Source organism: Xenorhabdus yunnanensis (assembly GCF_028598805.1).
In the GTDB taxonomy this organism is placed as follows: domain Bacteria; phylum Pseudomonadota; class Gammaproteobacteria; order Enterobacterales; family Enterobacteriaceae; genus Xenorhabdus; species Xenorhabdus yunnanensis.
The window spans coordinates 1-492 of sequence record NZ_JAQRFI010000234.1; the positions used below are offsets into that span (position 1 = coordinate 1).

Annotated in this window: 1 protein-coding gene; it reads left to right on the forward strand. The window is 43.3% G+C overall.

The window, feature by feature from the left end:
• Window positions 1–334: hypothetical protein (locus tag PSI23_RS22025; RefSeq protein ID WP_273557046.1), on the forward strand; the 334-nt coding region annotated here is incomplete at its 5' end.
• Window positions 335–492: the final 158 nt, after the last annotated feature.

Genomic DNA, 492 nt, shown 5'->3' on the forward strand with positions numbered 1-492 from the left:
TTTTACATTGGTCAGACTGGCGACGACGGCATCAATACCGGGCGCAACAATGTCACTACCGCCGCCGGGGAGATCATCGGCTTACAGAGCAATTACGGCTGTAGTATTAGATTGGTATATAGGTTCAAAAAATAATAATTACCCAGAATCAGTGCGGAAAAAATATGCCTCATCATGGGATATGTATTGTAAGCACTACCCCCATCTGACAAAACAATTATTGTTATCAGAAAATGATGTCACTTCGATCGCTCCTGATGTGGAATGGAAAGAAGTATTCGATAGATATCCAGAAGATTATAGTTACGCTATCGAGACAAAAATAACGTACTAAAAAGAGTATCTTGTCGAACTGGTTTTCCGCTGCGCTTAAAACCAACCGAATAAGTATCCCCCGGCATAGCCGGGGGTTTTTCATCTGCGCCTATAAGGCTCTCTTACCAGCCGCGCCCTAACAGGCGCATCGCAATCTGACATTTGCATTCTATTGAT